This is a genomic window from Hyalangium ruber (assembly GCF_034259325.1).
In the GTDB taxonomy this organism is placed as follows: Bacteria; Myxococcota; Myxococcia; order Myxococcales; family Myxococcaceae; genus Hyalangium_A; species Hyalangium_A rubrum.
This window is the reverse complement of the sequence record NZ_JAXIVS010000004.1, coordinates 490,632-507,165: the sequence shown is the minus strand read 5'-3', so window position 1 is coordinate 507,165 and position 16,534 is coordinate 490,632. Positions and strand designations below refer to the sequence as shown.

The 16,534-nt window shown below is 69.4% G+C and carries 13 protein-coding genes and 1 riboswitch; of the genes, 6 read left to right on the top strand and 7 right to left on the bottom strand.

The window, feature by feature from the left end; genetic code table 11:
* Window positions 1-27 precede the first annotated feature (27 nt).
* Complete coding sequence (locus SYV04_RS14275; protein ID WP_321546293.1) at window positions 28-1,719, bottom strand: glycoside hydrolase family 44 protein; 1,692 nt, start codon at window positions 1,717-1,719, stop codon at window positions 28-30.
* A gap of 206 nt (window positions 1,720-1,925) precedes the next feature.
* Here SYV04_RS14275 and fliB point away from each other — a divergent pair, with 206 nt between their 5' ends.
* Both fliB and SYV04_RS14265 read left to right on the top strand, forming a co-directional pair.
* Window positions 1,926-3,206 (top strand): flagellin lysine-N-methylase, encoded by a 1,281-nt coding sequence (fliB, locus tag SYV04_RS14270; RefSeq protein ID WP_321546292.1) that lies wholly within the window; start codon window positions 1,926-1,928, stop codon window positions 3,204-3,206.
* A 68-nt stretch (window positions 3,207-3,274) separates the two neighbouring features.
* Window positions 3,275-3,541, top strand: coding sequence for a hypothetical protein (locus SYV04_RS14265; RefSeq protein ID WP_321546291.1), 267 nt, complete (start codon window positions 3,275-3,277; stop codon window positions 3,539-3,541).
* Here SYV04_RS14265 and SYV04_RS14260 read toward each other — a convergent pair whose 3' ends face one another.
* The 6 genes from SYV04_RS14260 to SYV04_RS14235 form a co-directional block, all read right to left on the bottom strand.
* The gene (locus tag SYV04_RS14260) at window positions 3,542-3,970 is read right to left on the bottom strand and encodes a DUF1622 domain-containing protein (RefSeq protein ID WP_321546290.1); all 429 of its coding nucleotides are present in this window, start codon (window positions 3,968-3,970) and stop codon (window positions 3,542-3,544) included.
* Window positions 3,971-4,087: 117 nt separating this feature from the next.
* Window positions 4,088-5,812, bottom strand: a complete 1,725-nt coding sequence (locus SYV04_RS14255; protein ID WP_321546556.1) for a peptidase MA family metallohydrolase — start codon at window positions 5,810-5,812, stop codon at window positions 4,088-4,090.
* A 26-nt stretch (window positions 5,813-5,838) separates the two neighbouring features.
* Window positions 5,839-8,868 carry a DUF4175 family protein gene (locus SYV04_RS14250; RefSeq protein WP_422723934.1) on the bottom strand — a complete coding sequence of 1,010 codons (3,030 nt, stop codon included), beginning with the start codon at window positions 8,866-8,868 and terminating at the stop codon, window positions 5,839-5,841.
* Window positions 8,869-9,128: 260 nt separating this feature from the next.
* Window positions 9,129-9,695 carry a MarR family winged helix-turn-helix transcriptional regulator gene (locus SYV04_RS14245; protein ID WP_321546288.1) on the bottom strand — a complete coding sequence of 189 codons (567 nt, stop codon included), beginning with the start codon at window positions 9,693-9,695 and terminating at the stop codon, window positions 9,129-9,131.
* 266 nt (window positions 9,696-9,961) lie between these two features.
* Window positions 9,962-10,330 carry a ComEA family DNA-binding protein gene (locus tag SYV04_RS14240; RefSeq protein ID WP_321546287.1) on the bottom strand — a complete coding sequence of 123 codons (369 nt, stop codon included), beginning with the start codon at window positions 10,328-10,330 and terminating at the stop codon, window positions 9,962-9,964.
* The gene (locus tag SYV04_RS14235) at window positions 10,327-10,578 is read right to left on the bottom strand and encodes a hypothetical protein (protein ID WP_321546286.1); all 252 of its coding nucleotides are present in this window, start codon (window positions 10,576-10,578) and stop codon (window positions 10,327-10,329) included. Before SYV04_RS14235 ends, SYV04_RS14240 begins: the two co-directional genes overlap by 4 nt.
* Before the next feature lie 228 nt (window positions 10,579-10,806).
* Here SYV04_RS14235 and SYV04_RS14230 point away from each other — a divergent pair, with 228 nt between their 5' ends.
* From SYV04_RS14230 to SYV04_RS14215, 4 genes are all read left to right on the top strand, one after another.
* Window positions 10,807-12,024 (top strand): dipeptidase, encoded by a 1,218-nt coding sequence (locus SYV04_RS14230; protein WP_321546285.1) that lies wholly within the window; start codon window positions 10,807-10,809, stop codon window positions 12,022-12,024.
* Between the two features lie 87 nt (window positions 12,025-12,111).
* Window positions 12,112-12,648 carry an FHA domain-containing protein gene (locus tag SYV04_RS14225; RefSeq protein WP_321546284.1) on the top strand — a complete coding sequence of 179 codons (537 nt, stop codon included), beginning with the start codon at window positions 12,112-12,114 and terminating at the stop codon, window positions 12,646-12,648.
* Window positions 12,647-12,885: riboswitch (cobalamin riboswitch) on the top strand. It overlaps the preceding gene by 2 nt.
* 55 nt (window positions 12,886-12,940) lie before the next feature.
* Complete coding sequence (locus tag SYV04_RS14220; protein WP_321546283.1) at window positions 12,941-14,920, top strand: TonB-dependent receptor plug domain-containing protein; 1,980 nt, start codon at window positions 12,941-12,943, stop codon at window positions 14,918-14,920.
* Window positions 14,917-16,530 carry an MXAN_6577-like cysteine-rich protein gene (locus SYV04_RS14215; protein ID WP_321546282.1) on the top strand — a complete coding sequence of 538 codons (1,614 nt, stop codon included), beginning with the start codon at window positions 14,917-14,919 and terminating at the stop codon, window positions 16,528-16,530. The genes SYV04_RS14220 and SYV04_RS14215 overlap by 4 nt, the downstream gene beginning before the upstream one ends.
* Window positions 16,531-16,534 lie beyond the last annotated feature (4 nt).

Here is a 16,534-nt window from a genome sequence, read left to right as displayed (position 1 = left end):
AGGAAGGGCAGGGCGCCGGATGTCGCGCTACTGGCCTGGCGGCACCACGAAGAGGGTGACGCTGCCGGCCGGTACGGTGGTGGTGAGGCGCGTGCCCGAGAGCGTCACGTCCGCCTTCCGTGTGAGGCTGTTGGCCGAGGTGAGCTGCCACACCTGGGCAAACCCCTTGGGCAGGAAGCCGGCCAGCTCGAGGCTGACGCTCGCGCTGCCCGAGAGGAACTTGCCCACCACCATGATGGTGAGCGCGCCATCCGAGGAGCGCTGCGCCGCGTACGTCGACACCGTGTCCGGATCCGGCGCGGTGGCCGCCACGCTCACGTCTCCGAAGGTGGAGCGCTGGCCGTCATAGTTGCGGTACAGCTTGATGGCTTTGTACGTGGGCGTGGATGCGGCGGGCGTTCCCCAGCGCACCGCCATGTCCAGCCCCTCGCGTCCGAAGAGGCCCAGCAGGTCCGCCTGGGCCGTGGCCCCGTTGATGTGGCCCTCGGCACCCCAGTGGTACTCGGTGAGCCCCACGCGGGTGCCCGGGTAATAGGTGTTCACCCAGGAGCGCATCCGGGGAATGAGCTGGACCCGGTCGTTGATCCACGACTCGTCCACGTAGTTGGCGTCCCACAGCGCGCGCGTGGAGCGGTTGCGCCGCAGCTGCATCTCGGTGGAGGTGTCGTCGCTGTATTCGCCGCCCTGCGGGTAGTAGTGCAGGGTGAAGACATCCAGCGTGCGCCGGCCAGTGCGCACGGCCTCCTGCCGCAGTTGGTCCAGCAGCCAGGGCAGGTAGTCCATGCCTCCGTGCGCGGCGCGGTCGGGCAGCGCCGCGGGCGGCGGGTAGTTGTTGGCCTGGGCGTATTGCTGGTCGTAGCCACTGTAGAAGTAGCCGCTCCAGCCCCACTCCTCCGGGCCCACCAGGCGCGCGCTCGGGTCCACTGCCTTCACGGCGGCGCCGTAGGCGATCATCCGGTCTCGCACCTCCTCCATCGTCGCGCCCGTGGGGCGGACATCCCGGTGCGTCACGTGCCAGAGGCTCGGCTCGTTATCGAGGAGGTAGTAGCGCACGCCGCCTTGGGCCGCCGTTCCCCACCGGCCCACGAGGTGCCACAGCCAGCTCTGCTGGAAGGCCGGGGTGGCCGGCGTGTTGGCGTCGTGTGGATCATTTCCGGTGATGGGGATTCCGTCGAGCCGCACGCCATTGCCCGCGTCCGGGAACCACTGCCAGTCCTTGTAGAGCTGGGGGCCGTACTTGAGGATGGAGAAGCTCGACAGCTTCAGGCGTGCCAGCCCGAGCTTCGCCACCCAGCCCAGCGTCGGCACGGTGAGCATGGACGCGGCGCCAGCGCTCCGGGTGGCCGAGACGAAGGCATCCGCGGAGCCGCCGGGTGTGCCCAGCGTCGACTCGGGCACGCTCTGGAAGTACCAGTCACTGCCCCGGTTGGAGGCGTCCTGCTGCCAGTTGTAGCGGCTGGTGTGGTTCCCGCCGTTGCGGTTGAGCGGCACGTTCAGGTCCATCAGCTGCGCGGCCGTGGCGAAGGCCACGCCGTAAATTTCCGGCGAGATCGCACGGCGGTTCGCCCTCGCGTCGACGCGGATGCTCACCGTGGGGATGGGGGAGGGAGGCAGCGGCTTCGCGAGCGGAGATGCTTCCGGATCGCCCCAGGCCTGTCGCGGCACGGAGCTGATCAACAGGACACACGTTCCGAGCCACGTCAGCGTTCGAGCTGTCATGGGACACTCCTTTGAATGTGAGGTGAAGGGGAGCCAGCCTCCGGAGGCCGTGGAAGGGGATGCGCACCTTCTTGGAACTTGGGAAGCGTGGGTCTGGGTGCGCGCGTGCGATGCCACGACTGGCATGACACTTCCCGGGCCTGGCGTGCGAAGGGCGACTTCGCACACGCGCGCGACATGTACGGGAAGGCGCTATCGTTCGTGCGGTGACGGCGCGCTTCGTTCAGAGGGTGTTGGAGTTCCAGTGTCTCGCCGAGCGCTGTGAGGACACCTGCTGTGTCGGGCTGCGGGTGCCGGTGAGCGAGGAGCGCCTGTGGCAGTTGCGGCAGGTGGTGGCGGGTGGGCCAGACGAGGCGCGGGTGGACGCCGTCGTTCATGTCGAGCCTGCTCGGCCGCCCTCCGAGCGAGCGTTCATCGAGATGCGCTCGGATGGGAGCTGTCCCTTCTTCGACACCGAGCGGCTCTGCTCACTCCAGCGTCGTTACGGAGAGCAGGTGCTCTCCGATGCGTGTGTCAGCTTCCCTCGCGTCGCATGGAAGACGGCCGAGGGCGTGGAGGTGGCGGGCTCGCTGGCGTGCCCGGAGATGGCGCGGCTGGTGCTGCTGAAGGAGGGGGCTCCGGAGCTGGTTCCTGGACCGATGGCGCAGGTGCCTCGACCGGAGGCGGCGCGGCCCATGCCGGGCACGCCGGGGGACGCGTACGTCGTCCACTTCGAGGCCATTCGTGCCGCCGCGCTGCGGCTCCTGCACCGGGGTGAGTTCCCGCTCGCCTCTCGGCTGGCGATGCTCGGGCAGTTGGCGTTCCGGTTGGACTCTGTCTTCCGGGGCGCGGAGCCTTTCGAGGGCGACGCGGCGCAGGCTGGGGCGGTGCTGGCCGAGGTGCTCCCGGCTTTCGAGGTGACGGAGACGCTGGAGGAGATGCATCAGGGCTTCTCCGCGCTGGAGATTCCGGGAGGGCCCTGCGCGGGATTGCTCTCCTCGTTGTTGAAGTCCCGGATGGGAGTGGCGCGGGGGGAGCGCTTCGCTCCGTTCGCGCGGGGCGTGCTGGCCTCACTCGCAGGCTCCGAGGATGGCGCGGGTGAGCCAGACAGCATGTGGCGGGAGTACGTCGCACGGTGGAGCCGGCTGGAGGCGTCGCACGGCGAACGCGTCGCGCAATACTTCCTACACTACACGGTGAACCAGTGGCTCCGCTCTCCGTTCACCGAGGCGCCGGATCTGCTCGCGTATGTGTTCCGCTTGGCGCTGCGCGTGGCGCTGCTACGGCTGACGCTGGTGGGCCACCCGGAGGTGGCGGCGTTGCTTGCTTCAGGGAATGCTTCCGAGGACTCCCGCGCCGTGCTGGATCGATCGGCGGTGGAGTGCTTCTCCCTCGTGTCCCGGCATGTGGAGCAGGCGCCGGAGGTGTTGGCGCTGGTGAAGAACCTCGCGGGCTCCGGCGGCGCGGAGACGTTGGGCAAGACGCTGGTGTTCGCTCGGTTCTGCTGATGTGCAATTGACGTGCGGTAGGCTCGCGAAGCGGTCCGCCCTGTGTGGGCATCTCCTGGAGGTTTCATATGCGACGTACTCTCGCGGCGTTCTGGCTTTCCCTCGGTCTGGTGGCCTGTGGTGGCACCGTGGACACCTCGGAGACTCCGGAGGAGCTCCAGGAGCGCCAGGTGGAGCAGGCCGGTCCGCCCGCACTGCTCCCGTACTGTTGGAACCATGAAGGGACGCGGTGTCTGACGCCAGGCAAGACCCAGAACTGCACGGACGGAATCTGGTCCGACTACGTCTGCACCTGCCGAACCAACTACACCTGGGACTGCCCCGAGGTCCGCTGATCAATGCTCCGCGGGATGCTCGCGATCGAGCGTCTCGCGAGCCCGAGGGTGTGCTGACGAGGATGGGCGCCCTCGGGCTTCCTCGTGCTCGGGGGGGCGTTGCCAGGGCCACTGGCCCTCGAGCTCCACCGTGAGCGTGAAGCTGAGGAACGTTCGGATGACCACGATGAGGCCCAGCACCACCACGCCCTCGAGCGTCGGCTTCTCGCTGACCGTGCGGATGATGTCCGCCGCCACGAGGAACTCGAGGCCCAGCAGGATGGCCCGCCCCAGGTCCTGCCTGAACTGCCGATAGGGACTCACCGCCGCCGGACGCCTGCCACGCAGGGCGAGCAACACCAGCGACAGGACGGCGCCGAGGACCATTACGGCGACCCCGACGGCCTCCATCACCTGTCCGGCCAGGACGACCCAGTGGCTGAACGTCATTGGCTCCCCCGGGGCTCAAACTAGCCACCGCTGGAGGAGCGAACCGCCGCCTTGCGCAAGCTCGGATGGCTGGGGGCTCACCGGGCGAACGGCCACGGTGAGCCCAGCGCCTTCTTCCTACTGGCCGCCGTCCTTCTTCTGGGCCTCGGCGGGCGGGGTGTCCGCGGGAGTGGGGACGTTCACCTCGGACAGTTGCTCGGGGCTGCCCAGGAAGCCCACGGCCACCTGGTTGATCTGATTGGTCTTCATGCCCGTGAGCAGCACGGCCGCCTCGCGGGTGCGCGAGGCCAGCGCCGTCTCTCCCAGGGAGTCGTGGATGCGCGTGAGCGCCACGTGGATCTCCGGGTCGAACGGGTTGGAGGCCAGCGCCTCCAGGTAGGCCGCCTTCGACTTCTCGTAGTCCTTGCGGAACAGCATGAGCCGGCCCAGGTGGACGTTCGTCTGCGGCGAGCCCGGGTGTACCCGCAGCGAGCCGCGCAGCACCTGCTCCGCCTCATCCAGCCGCTTCAGCTCCAGGAGCGCCAAGGCGTACTTGTTCGACACCGACTCGTACTTGTCCCCGACGAGCTGGTGCGCCTTGGCGTACTCCGCCGCCGCGGCCTTGATGCGCTTGCGCTCACGCAGGAGCTCGCCCAGGTGCGCGAACTTGCGCGCCGGCACCTCCGTCACCTCGATGAAGTCGCCGAAGGAGATTTCACGTCCCTTCTTCGCGTCGTCCTTCTCCTTGGCGTGCTCCTTGAGCACCACCTCGTCGCGAGGCAGCAGCTCCTTGGGGAAGTTCTGCTTCCTGATGTGCGAGAGCCACGACTTCTCGAAGAGGCCGAACGGCATGCCCGTGGCCGCCTCCACCGCCTTGCGGTCCGTCAGCCCGTTGCGCATCTCCTGCACGATGGTGCGCAGCCCGTTGGTGCCCTTCGTCTGGTGGACATAGTCGATGGCGTAATAGACCTCGGCGAACGCCAGCGCCGCGTCCTCCGCCGTGGGCAGCATGGCGATCGACGGGTGCATCTTCTCGAACGGCACCAGCGTGTCGGCCCGCACCCGCTTGCCCAGCAGCGCCATCATCGCCGGCGTCATCGCCTGGCCGCCCTGGCCCCGCCACCGCGACTCGAGGAACTTCGCCAGCCCCTCGTGCAGCCAGATGGGCACGTTGTTGCGGCTCATCTGGCTCACCACCAGATGCACGTACTCGTGCGCCAGCGTGTCCTGCCAGTCATAGCCCCGCGCCACCGCCTTGGGGCTCGTGACCATGATCTTGCTGAACTTGCAGATGGCGATGGTGCCCGTCGTCTGGATCTGCTCGTAGGTGAGCGTGCTCACCTTGGACAGCTCGCGCGCGTTGTTCACCACCTCCACGCGCACCTTGCCGCCCGGTGGCGTCCATCCCATGTCCTCCACCATCGACCGGTAGATGGCCTCCAGCGTCTCCATCGCGTAGGGCACGAGGATCTCGTCCTTGCCCTTCGGGTAGAAGAAGATGAAGTGGTCGCTCTCGGCGCGCGCGTGGTTCTTGAAGATGGCGCGCGTCTCCTTCGCCAGCCGCAGGTAGCTGCCCGGCTTGTCCTCTACCTTCGCCTCTTGCAGGAACTCCACCGCCTCTTCGTAGCGGCCCTCCTCGAAGGCGATGCGGCCGTGGAAGTACTTCAGCGGTTCGACGCCCTCGGGCAGGAGTTGCTCCAGCTCTCCGAGCTCCCGCTTGGCTCCTGGCACGTCCCAGGAGTCCAGCGCCTGCTCCAGCTTCTCCAGCCGCTCCTTGGCCTCGCTGCGCTCGTCGGCCCGCGCAGGCAGTACGGCCAGCGCGAGGAACAGCGACAGCACGGGGGCGATGACCCGTCGCGCCATGCGCGGATAGGTGTCCAGGTTGCGCGTCACTTCACCAGCTCCTCGTAGTAGCGCTTCACCTGCTCCCGGTAACGTTCGGGCGCCCCCTGCTTCATCGCGTCCAGCAGGTCCTTGCGGAACTCCTTGGGCGCCTGGAAGGCGTCTTCGTCCGGCAGCTCCACCTTGTCTCGGGGGTCGCCGTTGCCCTCACGGCGCCCACCCATCCCCATCGGCAGCGGCAGCCCGCCACGGCCCTGGCCCTGCTGGCTCTCCTTCATCTGCTGCTGGAAGCGCCGCAGGCCCTCCATCGCCGCCTGCTGCTGCCCGTAGCCGCGCCCGGGGTCCTTGCCTTCCATGCGCTGAGCCGCCTCGCCCATGCGCTGGCCGATCTCCTCCATCTGCTCTCCGGCCTCCTGGCCGAAGACGGGCGCCATCTGCTGCATCTCCTCCATCTGCTGGCGCAAGCCCTGAGCCTGCTGCTCCAGCTGGCCCTGCCGCTCGGAGAGCTGCTGCAGCTGCTGGCGCTCCTGTGGCCCCAGCTGAGAGCCCGGCTCCGGGAAGAGCGACTGCAGCTTCTGGCTCACCTCCTGAACCGTCTTCGCGTCGCGGTTGAGCTTGTCGGCCAGCTCCGCCGACTGCTCTCGCGCGTCCGCGGGGTTGCCGAACATCTCGTCCAGCTTGCGCTGGTGCTCGCCCATCGCCGCCAGCTGCTGTGCCATGTCCTCGGAGCGCTGGGCCGCGTCCGCCGCCAGGTCGAAGGCGTCCGACTTCAGCGCGTTCTTGAGGTTCTCCAGCTCCGCCTGCGCCTCGGCCATGGTGCCCGCCGCGCGCCGGTGCAGCTGCTCCGGCTTGAGCTCCTGGTAGTCCTTCTGCACCTGCTCCACCTGGCGCAGCAGGTCTTCCTTCATCTTCTGGCCCTTCTCGCTCAGGCGCTCCTTGTTCTGGTTGCGGGCCTTGTCGCGCAGCTGCTTGGTGGCGTCGGCCACCTGCTGCTGCTCCTGCATCGTCTTCTGCAGGTCGTCCATGAACTTGCCGAACTTGCCCGCCAGCTCCGGGTACTGCTCGCCGCCGAACTCCTCCTGCGCCTTGTTCAGGCCCTGCATCATCTCGTCCATCTGCATGGACAGCTCTTGCAGCTTGGCCAGCGCCTCGTCCGCCTTGCCCTCGCGCATCAGCTTTTCCACGTCGTCCAGCGCGCTGGAGACGTCCTGGTCCTTCATCATCTCCGCCAGGGCCTCGGAGTTGAGGTGCTCGTCGCGGATGCCCTTGCGCATCTCCGCCATGCGCTGCATCAGCTGCGCCATGCGCTCGCGCAGCTGCTGGATCTGCTGCAGCACCTCCTGGCGGGCCGCGTCGGTGGGGCTGGCCTTGTACTGCTCGATGAGCCGCGCCAGCTCCCGGCGCTCGCCGTTGAGCTCCTCGGCCATCTCCTTGAGCGCGTCCAGCTTGTGCCGATCCAGCAGCGACTCCAGGTAGAGGATGTGCTTCTCCGTCTCGGTGATTTCGTCGTTCACCGCCGCCGTCAGCCGCGTACCGGTGCCGAAGTCCTCGCCGCGCTGCTTCTGGGTGCGCAGGTAGAGGCGGCGGAAGTCCGCCGTGGTGGTGATCTTCTTCGACATGCCATCGGCGATGTTGGCCAGCGCCGCGACGAGCTCCTGGGGCGCGTCGCGCTCGCGCGACAGCTCCGTGGCCAGCGTGCGCATGTCCCCCACGAGCTGCTGTCCGCTGGCGTCCACCTTCTGGCCCGCGGTGATGCTCTCGGGAGTCTTCTCCTTCTCCCGGTCCGAGCCCTCGAGCCGATCGGCCAGGTGGTCCACCAGCCGGCCCCAGAGCGCCTCGGCCTTCTGCAGCGCGGCGCGGCGGTGCTCGGCGGCGCTGTAGATGCGCAGCATCTGCGTGCGGCTGACGCCCTTCTTGGGGCCCTCCACCGCGTCGTTGTCCCGCGCCTCGACGTAGTAGGTGATGCGGTCGCCCGGCTTCACCTTCAAGGTGCCCAGGTCCCACGTGTAGGTGCCCCGGTTGCGGCGGCCGTCCTCGCGCGGCAGCGGCACGCGCGTCTCCTGCTGCGCGCCGGGAGTGCGGAACACCAGCGCCACCTCGCCCAGGCCATAGTCATCGGTGGCCTCGAACTTGAGCGTCACCTTCTGGCCCGGATCCACCTCCAGCTCCGCGGCCGGGGTGAGCAGCGCCACCTGGGGCGGCGCGTCCACGTCGACGTTGACGGGGATGTCCGGCCCCACCACCGGGTCGCTGCCCTCGCGGTGGAAGACGAAGTGGTAGTGGCCACCCTTCTTCGCCACGAAGGAGCCCGTCAGCTCGCGCAGGCCCTCGACCTTGAGCGGCAGCGCCTCGCCGTTGACGACCAGCTCGGCGCGCTCCACCTCGCGGTCCGAGCGCGTCTTGAGCACCACCTCGGTGCCGGCTGGCGCGCTCACCTCACCGTTGGTGCCCGCCACCGTGCGCGGCGTGAGCCCCGTGTAGGCGGGGTAGCGGTACGTCAGCTCGATGTCGCCAGTGATGGGCTCGCGCTGAGCGGTGGGAGCGGCCTTGACGGTCGCCTCCCAGGCCTTCGCCACGCCCTCGCGCCAGCGGCCTCCCGCGAGCGCCAGGGCCACCACCGTCGCCAGGACGAGGGCGCCCAGCACCTGGCCCGCGCGCCGCAAGCGCTTGCCGTCCACCACGTCGGCGGGGTCGACCTGCCGCGCCCGCCAATCCATCTGCTCCAGGAAGGCGCCGACGAGCGCCTCCGAGTGGTGCTCCGGTCCGTTCTTCCCGGTGAGCTCCACCGCGGCGAGCACGTCCAGGGAGAGCTCCGGCCGCCGCGTTCCCACCAGCCGCGCCGTGCGGACGTCGTCGCCCACCATGCGCCGGGACAGGAAGAGGCCCAGGGTACACGCCACGGCCACGCCCACCAGGGGCGCCAGCAGCAGCACCCACCGGGAGAGGCCCGGAGCGACGAGCCCGAGGAAGCCACCGGCCAGGCCCAGCACCAGGAGGGCGCCCACGCCGAGCATGCCGCCTTCCAGCCAGAGCTGCCGCCGCTGGCGGGCGCGCACGGCGTCAAGGAGGGCCTGCACCTCGCGCCCATGCGACGGGACCCGACGGGAGGCCGGTGCCGGTGGCGTGGGAGGAGGGGGAGGTGGGAGTTCCGGGCCTGGGGTCTGCGGGGTTTCGAGGTTCACTGGCTCGTCCGCTCAATGGCGAGGCAACCCGCAGGTGGGCCGCCTATTTCCCAATTCTGTAGCAAGCTGGCCCCGCGCGCGCGGCCCACATCGCGACAGGGCCTCGATCCGTCGAGGGCTCTGTCGAGCGGTGGAAGGCCGGGCTGGGCGAGCGTTCAGCGGGGGGCAATCGGCCGGCGGGCCGAGGAGGCAGCCGAGGGGTCGGCCGAGGTGGGGTTACCGCCCAATTCCTCGGCGAGCGCGGTGAGGACGTCCTGGGTATGGAGGATGCGCGCCCGGGTCATCTTCGAGAGCACGCGCTGGACAGCCGACTCCACCGTTCCCGTGGAGGGCACATCGAGCTCTCGTCCCGCATCGGTGAGGGCGAAGAGCGCCTTGCGCCCGTCGAGTGGATCGGCCTTGCGCTCGAGCAGGCCGCGCTTCTCCAGCCGCTTGAGCACTCCGGTCAGCGTGCTGGGGTGGACGTGGAGGATCTGCGCGAGCGTGCCGGCGGTGATTCCCGGGAAGCGTCCTACCAATCGGAGCACCAGCCGCTGCGGACCGGTGACTCCCAGGCTCGACTCCATCCGCTTGGAGGTGGACTGGAGGCCATGGTCCACGGCCCACAGGAGCCGCATGAAGTCGAGGACCTCTCCGAGCTGAGGGCCGCGCGGTTTGTCCTGCGTGGCCAGTGCTGGCTCGATGCCCTCATCCAGCTCCTTGGTGGATTCCGTTTCCTTCAACTCCGCCTCCGTGTCGCCCATCACGAGGTTCTAGCGCGGACTGACCTCGGACTCACCGAGAACATCGACCGACTTGCCATGAAGGGCAAGCCGTGGAGCAACCAATCAGACGACCTGGGACGTTGGAAACCTCCGCGCTGGGTCCCCAAGTCATGACGCAGTGTGTCTTGGATGTGAGGTAATGCCCTGGATTCCTTGGAAAATCCGACGTAGCCATGGGGCCGCTCCGGCCAGGATGTCACCGGAGCGGCCTGCTCGCCATGAGCTCAGTGCCTCGACTTCCGCTTCTTCTTCGGCTTGTCCGAGGCGTTGTCGGGCTTCTCCGCCTTCAGGGTCGTGGGTCCCGTCAGGGTCAGGTACGGCTTGAGCTTCTCCACCTTCTTCTTCCCGAAGCCCTTCACCTTCACCAACTCCTCGATGCGCTGGAAGGGCCGCTTCTGCCGGTGGGCGAGGATGCTCTCGGCTGCCTTCAGCCCCACGCCCGGCAGTTGATCCAGCTCCTTCTCGGAGGCCTCGTTCAGGTTCACCACGCCCGAGTACTGCGTGCGGCCTCGGCCCGCTTCCGCCACCCCAGGGCTCAGCAGCACCAGCCCGAGCACCATCCCCCACGCCACCATCACCGCACGCGCGCTCACGAGTGGCCTCCCACGAGCTCCGACTCCAGCCCCGCCTCGGCGGTGTAGCGCCCGCCCCCCGCCTGCACCCCGTCGCGCTTCTCCGCCGCCTCGCGCACGTGCAGCTTCCCGTCCAAGGGCAGCACGTCCAGCAGCACGTTCAGCGAGCCGTCCTTGTTCACGAAGGCGCTCCCCGCCCGCACCCAGATGCTCCCGCCCTTGCCCTCCCGAATGGAGAACACCGCCAACCGCTTTCCTGCCGTCAGCATCTTCCTACCTCGCTCCTTCACACTCTCCCTCGCCACCACGGCGAGGTGCCTCACCGGCTTCGACCGCCTGAGGTCCCTCGCGCCTGGAGCAGGCGCCGTGCCAACGGTCTTTCCCTCGGAGCAGACCGGGAGCCCGTCCACGCTCGTGCGAAGGGAGTCCACCGCCGTGGACTCTTCAACCTGTGAGATAGATCGGAGGCCGCGCAACCCTCGAAGGAGTCCTGCTTGTTGAGCCCCGCCCTTCTCACCGCCCTCCTGCTCGCGGGCGCTCCCGCGTCAGAGGCCCGCGCCGTTCATGAGTCGGCCCTGATCATCGATGGCCACATGGACACGCCCCTGCGTCTTCTGGACGAGGGCTTCGACCTCGGCTCCGACACGCCCGTCACCGAGGGGCACGTGGACCTCGGCAAGGCCCGCGCCGGCAACCTCGGCGCCGTCTTCTTCTCCATCTGGGTGGACCCCGCCGCGAACCAGGGCCGCTATGCCCACCGGGCCCTGCGCCTCATCGATGCCGTCCTGATGCAGATCGAACGTCACCCGGATCAGATGGTGCTCGCGCTGTCCGCCCAGGACATCATCGACGCTCGCGCCAGCCAGCCGAAGAAGCTCGCCTCGCTCATGGGCATCGAGGGCGGCCACGTCATCGAGAACGACCTCGGCCTGCTGCGCGACTTCTACCGGCTCGGCGCCCGGTACATGACCCTCACCTGGAGCAACACGAACGAGTGGGCCGACTCCTCCGGCGACATCCAGGACCGCAAGGTGAAGCACCACGGCGGGCTGAGCCCGTTCGGCGAGGAGGTCGTCCGCGAGATGAACCGCCTCGGAATGCTCGTGGACATCTCCCACGTGTCCGACGAGACCTTCTTCGACACGCTGAAGGTGACCCGCGCGCCCGTCATCGCCTCCCACTCGTCCGCCCGCGCGCTCACCCAGAGCCCGCGCAACATGACCGACGACATGCTGCGCGCGGTGGCCGCCAACAAGGGCGTCGTGATGGTGAACTTCTTCTCCGCCTTCATCGATGACGCGTTCCGCAAGGCCCAGGACGCCCAGAACGCGGAGCGCAAGGCCGCCCTCGCCGCGCAGAAGGCCCGGCTCAAGAAGGGCGCGGGTCCGCTCCCGGTCATCGACATGGCCACCGAGCGGCAGTGGTCCAGCAAGCTCGAGCGCCCACCCCTCGAGGCGCTCATTGATCACATCGACCATGTCGCCAAGGTGGCCGGCGTGGACCACGTGGGGTTGGGCTCGGACTTCGATGGCGTGTCCTCCACGCCCGAGGGCATCGACTCCGTCGCCGATCTGCCGCGCATCACCGAGGCGCTGCTCGCGCGCGGCTACTCCCCGGAGCAGGTCCACAAGATCCTCGGCGGCAACCTCCTTCGCGTCTTCCGAGAGGCCGAGCGCGTCAGCCGCGAGCTGCGCGCCGCGCCCCCACCGCGTTGAAGAGTCCACACTCTCGGGGGGGACTGGTCAGGGCCGAGGGGCGTGCGCAGCTTCCGGCACTGATTTCGAGCACGGGAGGGTGGCGTCGTGGCGCTCAGGTTCTCCGTTCTGGCCTCGCAGCTTCTCTATGATCGAGAGACGGTCCTGCGCGCCGTCTCCTGGCCGGTGCTGGTGTGGGAGTCACCGCCCCATCGGCCGGATCCCCACCTGGGCTTCATCGACTCCACGGTGCCCAATACCCGGCTCCGCAGGCCCACCACCGTCGAGCCCCTCGTGTTCGAGCTGCGCAGGCGCACTCCCGGTGGTCTGGACCTCACCCTGGGTCGCGGTCCCGACAATGATCTCGTCATCGAGGACGCTACCGTCTCGCGCACCCACGCCTTCTTCCGTCAGGAGCCACACACCGGCACCTGGCACGTGGTGGATGCCGAGAGCCACAACGGCACCTTCCTCGCCGGGGTGATCATCGTCCCCGGCCGGCCCATGCCGTTGTTCGAGCGCGCCGCGCTGCGCTTCGGAGGCGTGGAGGTGGCCTTCCTTCAAGCATCCGCCTTCGAGCAGTACGTCCACGCCCGCGCGATGATGCCTCGGGGCGCGCTTGACGCACGCGGTGTGAGCCCCTAGAAGGGGCCCGCCTTTGGGTGCCCACGTCGGGCACGCAAGAGGGAAGCCGGTGGAAGTCCGGCGCGGTCCCGCCACTGTGAGTGGGCAGCCCTGTCGGTCAGGGCCGGGGTCCTCGGCAGTTCCCACTCTGGAGCGGTGCTCCGGGGGAAGGGAGAGGGCTCCTTCCGGAGAGGCGCAGCGTGCGCCCTCATGCCGGAGCCCATGAGCCAGGAGACCTGCCCAGAGGTTCGGTCGTCCTTATAAGGACGCCGGCTGGCCTTCTCTCTTCGATGGAGAGAGCGGAAGGCGGAGCATGGGGCGGTCATTCCTCGCCGCGCCGGGCTTGTGCCTGGCGCTCATGATGGGCGGACTGGCGCGGGCCGAAGAGGCTCCGGCGCCAGAGGGTGAGGTCTTCACCGTCCCCACCGTGGAGGTTCGCGAGACCGCGGCCCCGGAGCCTCCGGACGCGGCGAGCCAGCGCGACCCCAGCGGTGCGCTCACCGTCATCGAGACGGCCGACTTCGGTGGGGCGGCGAAGGACGCCGCCGAGGTGCTCTCCACCTCCGCGGGCGTGGTGGTGCAGGACAGCGGCGGCTACGGCCAGAGCAAGAACCTGGTGGTGCGCGGGGCCTCCTCCAACGGGACCCTGGTCCTGCTGGATGGCATTCCCCTCAACGGCGCGGGTGGAATCGCCGACCTCTCGCGCGTCCCGCTGGCGTTGGTGGAGCGCTTCGAGGTGCTGCGCGGCGGCGTGGGTGCGCGCTACGGCTCGGGCGGGCTGGGCGGCGTGGTGAACGTCATCACCCGGCGCCCTGACGCGGCGGCCCGTGTGGCGGGAGAGGCCACCTACGGCAGCTGGGACACGGCGCTCGGGTGGCTGTCGGCGACGGGCCCGGTGCTGGGCGGCGAGGGGCTGGTGCTGCTCCACGGAGGACGCTCCTCGGGAGACTTTCCCTTCCTCTTCGACACGAGCCCCGCGCTGCCGGGAGATGCGCTCGAGGAGCGCCGCCGGACGAACAACGACGCGCGGGGAGCGGGCGGGATGCTGCGGCTGCGGCACCCCCTAGGGGAGCACTTCGAGGTGGACGTGCTGGGCGAGCTGTCCCTGGACGAGCGGGGACTGGCGGGCACCGCGACCAACCCCATTCCCGACGCGCGGCAGGGCAACGGGCGGGGCTCGGCCAGCGTGCGACTCATGGGTGAGCTGGGCTCGGTGCGCGGCTCCGCGCGTGCCTGGTTCCGGAGAGATCGCCTCAGCCTGTCCAACGGTCCGCAGGCGCTCCAGGGCACCCAGGCGCAGCGCGTGGGAGGCGTGGAGCTGGAGGCGCGCACGCTGCTGGGAGGGTGGCACGGCGTGTCGGCGGTGCTGACCGTGTCGGGCGAGGACGTCTCTGGAGTGGAGGAGGCCACGGTGGGCACCACTCGCCCGAGCCGGGGGCAGGCCAGCATCATGGTGATGGACGAGCTGGTGCTCGCCGGAGGGCGGCTGCTCCTCGCGCCGTCGCTGCGTGTGGAGCGCGCGGGTTCATACACGCTGCTGTCTCCGAAGGTGGGCGCCACGCTGACGCTGCCAGCGGGCCTGGAGCTGCGCGCCAATGCGGGGCAGTCGCACCGCGCGCCCTCCTTCCTGGAGCTGTACATCCGCCAGGGGCTGCTGCTGCCCAATGCCGCGCTGCGCCCGGAGCGGGTGCTGTACGCGGACGTGGCGGTGGTCCACCGCACGGAGCGCTCCCTGGCCTCCGTGGGCGGCTTCTACAGCCTCTACGAGGACCTCATCGCCTACGAGCTGTTCCCGCCCTTCGCCGCCAAGCCCTACAACTTCGCCGCCGCGAGCGTGGCCGGGCTGGAGGCCGAGGGCGAGTGGCGTCCATACCCGTGGGTGGCCGGGGCGCTGAGCTACACCCTGCTGGTCTCGCGCAACCTTCGGGACGACCCGCGCTACTACCTCAAGGAGCTGCCGTACCGGCCGCGCCACAAGCTGAGCGCGCGCATGTCCGGCGGCCCGCGCTGGCTCACCGGGCGCGTGGAGGTGATGGCGCAGTCGGTCCAGTACGTCAATCGCACGGAGGAGGCGGAGCTTCCGGGACGCACGTTCGTCCACGCCGGCCTCTCCAGCAGCTTCGGGCGCGCTCCCGAGCTGACCCTCTCGGTGGAGCTGAAGAATGTCTTCGACGCGCACGCCGAGGACCTCGACGGCTACCCCCTCCCGGGCCGCTCCGCCTACGTGACGCTGGCGGCGGCGTTCGGCGGCCCTCCCCCCACACCCCCAAAACCCAGAACGGATTCACCATGAGCATGGATGTGAGCAGGGAGCACGTGGCTCCCCGGTGGTTGGCAGTGACGGTGGCGGCCCTCGGATTGCTGCTGAGCGGCTGTCCGGAGACAGGCGCCGACTGTGGCGAAGGCCTCACGAGCTGCTTCGATACCTGCCAGGACACGCGCAGCGCGACGCTCCACTGTGGCGCCTGTGGCGCCGCGTGCGGCCGGGGGCAGGTGTGCGTGGAGGGCAACTGCGAGTGTCGCGACGGCGCGATAACGTGTGGAGGGCAGTGCGTCACCACCGCGTCGGACCCGCTCAACTGCGGCAGCTGCGGCATCGCCTGCGGGCCGGGCAACGTGTGTGAGGCGGGCCAGTGCCGGGTGAACTGCTCCGAGGGTGCCACGCGCTGCGGGAATGCGTGCGTGAACCTGATGACGAGCGCCAGCAACTGCGGCGCCTGCGGCAACGCCTGCGGGGACGCGAAGAGCTGCCACGACGGCGTGTGTACCTATGACATCGTCGCCGCCTGCTTCAACACCGGCCAGGTGGTGGGGCTCCAGGCCGGCGCGGACATCAAGGGCCCCAACGTGGCCATTGGCGAGCTGCCCCAGTCGGTGGCGCGCATGCAGGACGTGCTGCTGGTGCTCGACGCCGCCAAGCGGGTGCGCGAGGCCAAGCTGGTGGACTACGCGGCGCTGCCCGGCGCGCCGGCCACGGGAGATGCGCCCAACCAAATGCTCGTGGATGACCCCTACGTCTATGTCATCAACTCCCTGAGCAACACGCTCCTGGTGTTCCGGCGCCAGGCGGAGCCAGGGACGCTCACCGATGGCACCCGCTTCCCGCAGGGGCTGCAGCTGCAGCCCGTGGCCAGCGTGGACTTCGGCGCCAACACCAACCCGTTCGCCATGGCGAAGCTCGGCACGGACCTGTGGGTCTCGCTCTATGGCAACCTGGGCGGAGACACGTCCGCCGGCGGCAAGGTGGCGCGCGTGAATCTGGCCAACCCGCTCGAGCCCGCGCTGAGCATCCCGTTCATTCAGCTCCCCACGGGCGAGGAGCTCCGGCCCTTCCCCGGCAGCAGTCCCATCCCCTCGCCCTCGGGCATCGTCGCGCACGGCGGCAAGCTGTACACCGCCCTCAACAACCTGGACCCGAACGTCTTCTCCCCGGGTGGCCCCGGGCTCGTGGCCCGCATCGACCCGCAGAGCCGGGAGGTGCGGTACCTGTCGCTGGGGGATGACTGCCTCAACCCGGGGTGGCTCGCTCCCGTGGGAGACAAGCTGCTGGTGAGCTGCTCCGGCCGGGTCGTCTATGACGGCACCTTCACCCGCGTGGTGGCCGTGGAGAAGGGCGGTCTGGTGCTGCTCGATGCGCAGGATGCGGTGGTGGCCACCTATCCGCTCGCCTGCCCGGAGGGGAGCGGGGACACCTGCCCGCCGCCGTCCATCAGCCGCTTCACCGTGGTGGGCAACCGCGCCTACCTGGGCGACAGCACCGCGGGCCGCGTCTTCGTCGTCGAGGTCTCCGGCAACCAGCTCATCGAGCGGCGGGGCCTGGGCACGGGCTCCCAGCCGCCCATCCTCGCGTGCCAGCGCTCCTCGGGCTTCTCCCTCGTTGGAGATATCGTCGCCATTCCGTAGGAGG